Source organism: Corynebacterium sp. HMSC071B10, assembly GCF_001814825.1.
In the GTDB taxonomy this organism is placed as follows: domain Bacteria; phylum Actinomycetota; class Actinomycetes; order Mycobacteriales; family Mycobacteriaceae; genus Corynebacterium.
In genome coordinates this window covers 1-361 of sequence record NZ_KV818018.1, presented here as the reverse complement: position 1 = coordinate 361, position 361 = coordinate 1, and the positions used below count along the sequence as shown (strand labels likewise).

General features: G+C 69.3%; 1 pseudogene. It reads right to left on the bottom strand.

Annotated elements, in window-relative coordinates:
- A pseudogene (locus HMPREF2990_RS09465) lies at positions 1 to 361 on the bottom strand (ABC transporter ATP-binding protein); the annotation flags it as partial.

The following is a 361-nucleotide window of genomic DNA, read 5'->3' as shown; positions in this document are numbered from 1 at the left end:
CGCGTCCGCCGCCGAACCGTCGCCCGCGGCGCGAATCGCCTGCTGGCCGCGGGTGAACTCGATCAGCCTGCCGGAGACGGCAGCGACGGCCTCAGCATGCGCTTCGTCCGACTCCCCGCCGACCCGGCCAATAGCCCGGTAGGCGAAGAAGAGCACCGGCGCTGACGCGACAAGAACCAAACCGACGCGCCAATCCACCGCCAGAATTCCGAAGGCGATGACGGTCGGCGTAACCACCGCGGCGATGACGGGCCGCAGGATCACGTGCGGCACGGACGCCGCGAACGCGATACCCGACGACGCCATCTCCGAAAAGCGGCCGGCCGTGGACTTGGTGACGTACCCGAGTGGCAACGTCAGC